Genomic DNA, 3,488 nt, shown 5'->3' with positions numbered 1-3,488 from the left:
CTCGTCGACCGCGCGCGGCTGTGCAGCAGGTGTCAGCGGCGCCTCGGCCTGCTTGCGCTGGGCGATCGCCTCGACGGCCTTGAGATCGCCGCTGCCGATAGCGACAAGAAACTGGTTGCCATTGTCACGTAGAAGCTTCTGCACACCCTTGATGGTGTAGCCCTGCTCGTAGAGCATGTGGCGGATGCCCTTGATCAGCTCGACATCCTGCGGCCGGTAATAGCGTCGGCCGYCGCCACGCTTCATCGGCTTGATCTGGGTAAAGCGAGTTTCCCAAAAGCGCAGCACATGCTGCGGCAGGTCTAGATCTTCGGCCACTTCGCTGATGGTGCGGAAGGCGTCGGGGCTCTTGTCCATGGTCGCCACTTTCGCAAAACGATTCGTGATTCATTTCAGCGGTTTGCGCGACAACATTCAAGCCCGGTGCGAATCACGCACCAGGCTATCAACCGGTTAGAGCGGAAAAATCGTTACTTGGCGGCCTTGGACTTGCCGTTCTGGTGCGCGCGCAGGATACGGCTCTTCAGCACGTTGGATGCCTTGAAGGTCATCACCCGGCGCGGCAGGATCGGCACTTCTTCACCGGTCTTTGGGTTACGGCCCACGCGCTCGTTCTTGTCGCGAACATGGAACGTGGCAAAAGACGACAATTTGACCGTCTCTCCGCGCACGATTGCCTCGCAGATTTCGTCGAGAACCGTTTCGACCAACTGCGCCGACTCCGTACGGGAAAGACCGACTTTCCGGTAGACGGATTCAGCGAGATCGGCTCGCGTAAGTGTCTTTCCCCCCATGCGACGGTCCCATCCTCAAAAACAACAATTTAGCAAGCGCGCCGGAGGTTAAGTAATTGATCCGTCAAGGTCAAGGACCGATGGCATGACCTTTTCGCGAACGCCGTTCGGGCGCTGTCGCGATGAAATCACCACCTGAGAAGCACGGCGCCCCAGGTGAAGCCACCGCCCATGGCCTCGAGCATCACAAGGTCGCCCTTCTTGATGCGACCGTCGGCAACGGCGGCCGAAAGCGCCAGCGGCACCGAGGCGGCTGAGGTGTTGCCATGGAGGTGGACCGTGACCACGGCCTTTTGCTCGGGGATACCGAGTTTTTTGGCCGAAGCGTCGATGATGCGCTTGTTGGCCTGGTGCGGCACGAACCAGTCGAGATCGTCGGCGGAAATGCCGGTCTGGGCAAAAACGTCCTCGATCACGTCGGTGATCATGCCCACCGCATGCTTGAAGACCTCACGGCCTTCCATCTTGAGGTGCCCCACGGTGCCCGTCGTCGAGGGGCCGCCGTCGACATAGAGCTTGTCCTTGTGGGTGCCGTCGGAACGCAGGCTGGCCGCCAATACGCCGCGGTCGGCGATGGTCCCCTGCCCTTCAGCAGCCTCCAAAATGAGCGCACCGGCGCCGTCGCCGAACAACACGCAGGTCGAACGATCGGACCAGTCGAGAATGCGCGAGAAGGTCTCGGAGCCGATGACCAGCACGCGCTTGGCGAGCCCGCCCTTGATGTAGAGATCGGCCGTGGTGACGGCATAGACAAAGCCGCTGCACACCGCCTGCATGTCGAAGGCAAAGCCGTGGCGCATGCCGAGCCGGTTCTGGATCTCGACGGAGGTGGCGGGAAACGTGTTGTTGGGCGTCGACGTCGCCAAAACGATCAAGTCGATGTCGTCAGGCGTCAGTCCGGCATTGTCCAGTGCCGCGCGCGCTGCTGCTTCACCGAGCGAAGCCGTCGTTTCGTCGTCGGCGGCAATGTGGCGCTGGCGGATGCCGGTGCGCTGGGCGATCCACTCGTCGGAGGTCTCGACCATGCCTTCAAAATCGGCGTTCTTCATGATGCGGCGGGGCAGCGCTGAACCGATGCCGCGCACAACTGATCTGATCACTTTGAAAAAATCCTATTCCTGATCTTCAACCGCAGCGGCAGGTCGCCCCATCGCAGCATGCGGATTGCGTGCGTGGAAAAGGTCGAGATCGGCCTCGATGCGATCGAGCAGCCGGTTGCGGACCATATCATAGGCCATTTCGATGGCGGCAGCGAAACCATCCGCGTCAGCGCCGCCATGGCTCTTCACCACGATGCCGTTGAGGCCCAGAAAGACGCCGCCATTGGCCCGGCGCACGTCCATCTTCTCGCGCAGGCGGTCGAACGCGCCCTTGGCGAAGATGTAGCCGATCTTGGCCATCAGCGTGCGGCTCATCGCCTCGCGCAGGTAGCCGCCGATTTGGCGGGCGGTGCCTTCGGCGGTCTTGAGCGCGATGTTGCCCGAAAAACCCTCGGTCACGACGACATCCGTCACACCCTTGCCGATATCGTCGCCTTCGACGAAGCCCTGATAATTCATCGAGGCCATGTTGGCCTCGCGCAGCATGCGCCCGGCCTCTTTGACCTCTTCTTGGCCCTTGATCTCTTCGACACCGACATTGAGCAGGCCGACGGTGGGCCGTTCGATGCCGAACAGCGCACGCGCCATACCGGTGCCCAAGATGGCGAAATCGATAAGCTGGTGGGCATCAGCACCGATGGTGGCGCCGACATCGAGCACCACGCTTTCGCCGCGCGTCGTCGGCCAGATGGCCGCGATCGCCGGACGGTCGATGGTCGCCATGGTGCGCAGGCAGAATTTCGACATGGCCATCAGCGCGCCGGTATTGCCGGCCGAGACGCAAGCGTCTGATGTGTCGGACTTGACCGCTTCGATGGCCTTCCACATCGACGACTTCCAGCGACCATGGCGCAGCGCCTGGCTCGGCTTGTCATCCATGCGCACGGAAACCTCGCAATGGACGAACTCGCTGACAGCGGCGAGCCGCGGCTGCTTGGCAAGTTCGGGACGGACCGCCTCTTCGCGACCGTAGATGATGAAGCGAATATCGGTGCGCCTCGTGGCGACCTTGGCCAAGGCGGGAATGATCACGGAAGGACCGTGATCGCCACCCATGGCATCAATGGAAATCTTGATCACGCGTCGGTCATCTCACTGTTGGCGTCGCAGGGCACGCAAAAGTCCGGCGAAAATAGCGGTTCTGGATGACCGCACAACCGGGATTACGCGAAACGGCGGGCGTTTTCAAAGCTTCTTGGATATTAGGCGGAGCTTTTTCTGGAATTCGCTTTCGACCGGCTCAATGTCGCCGTCGTCGGCACTGGCTATCGCAGCGCCTGTCTTGCGCGGATATGGATCGATGGCAAGACCAAAGAACTCCTCGGCAAGGGCGCCCGCATCAATCGTGTCGCCGGTGAAGGTTTCGGGGGCGTCGGGGCCCTCCGCGTCGAGCAGTATCTCGCCAGCCTCATTGAAGCCCTGCCTTGCGAGCTTGGAGTCTTCGGGCAAGAAAACGCCCTCGACGTCAGCATCGATGGTCGCTTCGACCGGTTCGAGGGTGACGATGCAAGCCTGGGTAATCTGAGCCTTGACCCGGCCGCTGACCTTGATGCCGTTACGCTTCCACTTGGTGACTACGAGATCTGCCTTGTAG

5 protein-coding genes are annotated in these 3,488 nt (G+C 61.3%); all 5 read right to left on the bottom strand.

The genetic code is table 11. The features are described 5' to 3' along the window. The coding region (locus tag AC1DUU_RS26680; protein ID WP_476786370.1) for a MerR family transcriptional regulator at positions 1-357 on the bottom strand (357 nt) is incomplete at its 3' end. Positions 358-470: 113 nt separating this feature from the next. Continuing rightward, complete coding sequence (locus tag AC1DUU_RS26675; RefSeq protein ID WP_055971437.1) at positions 471-794, bottom strand: integration host factor subunit alpha; 324 nt, start codon at positions 792-794, stop codon at positions 471-473. 128 nt (positions 795-922) lie between these two features. Next, positions 923-1,894, bottom strand: coding sequence for a beta-ketoacyl-ACP synthase III (locus AC1DUU_RS26670; RefSeq protein ID WP_476786369.1), 972 nt, complete (start codon positions 1,892-1,894; stop codon positions 923-925). Between the two features lie 12 nt (positions 1,895-1,906). Then, positions 1,907-2,974 carry a phosphate acyltransferase PlsX gene (gene plsX / locus AC1DUU_RS26665; RefSeq protein WP_476786368.1) on the bottom strand — a complete coding sequence of 356 codons (1,068 nt, stop codon included), beginning with the start codon at positions 2,972-2,974 and terminating at the stop codon, positions 1,907-1,909. A gap of 105 nt (positions 2,975-3,079) precedes the next feature. Beyond that, positions 3,080-3,488, bottom strand: a 409-nt coding sequence (locus AC1DUU_RS26660) for a YceD family protein (RefSeq protein ID WP_476786367.1), incomplete at its 5' end; no start/stop codon positions are given.

The sequence above is a fragment of the Aminobacter sp. P4_H6_2 genome (assembly GCF_056400805.1).
Note: the sequence above shows the minus strand (reverse complement) of the source record. Positions and strands in the feature narration are given on the sequence as shown.

Coding starts and splice junctions, on each gene's coding strand:
- AC1DUU_RS26675 (WP_055971437.1), bottom strand. CDS start 794: ATGGGGGGAAAGACACTTACGCGAGCCGATCTCGCTGAATCCGTCTAC.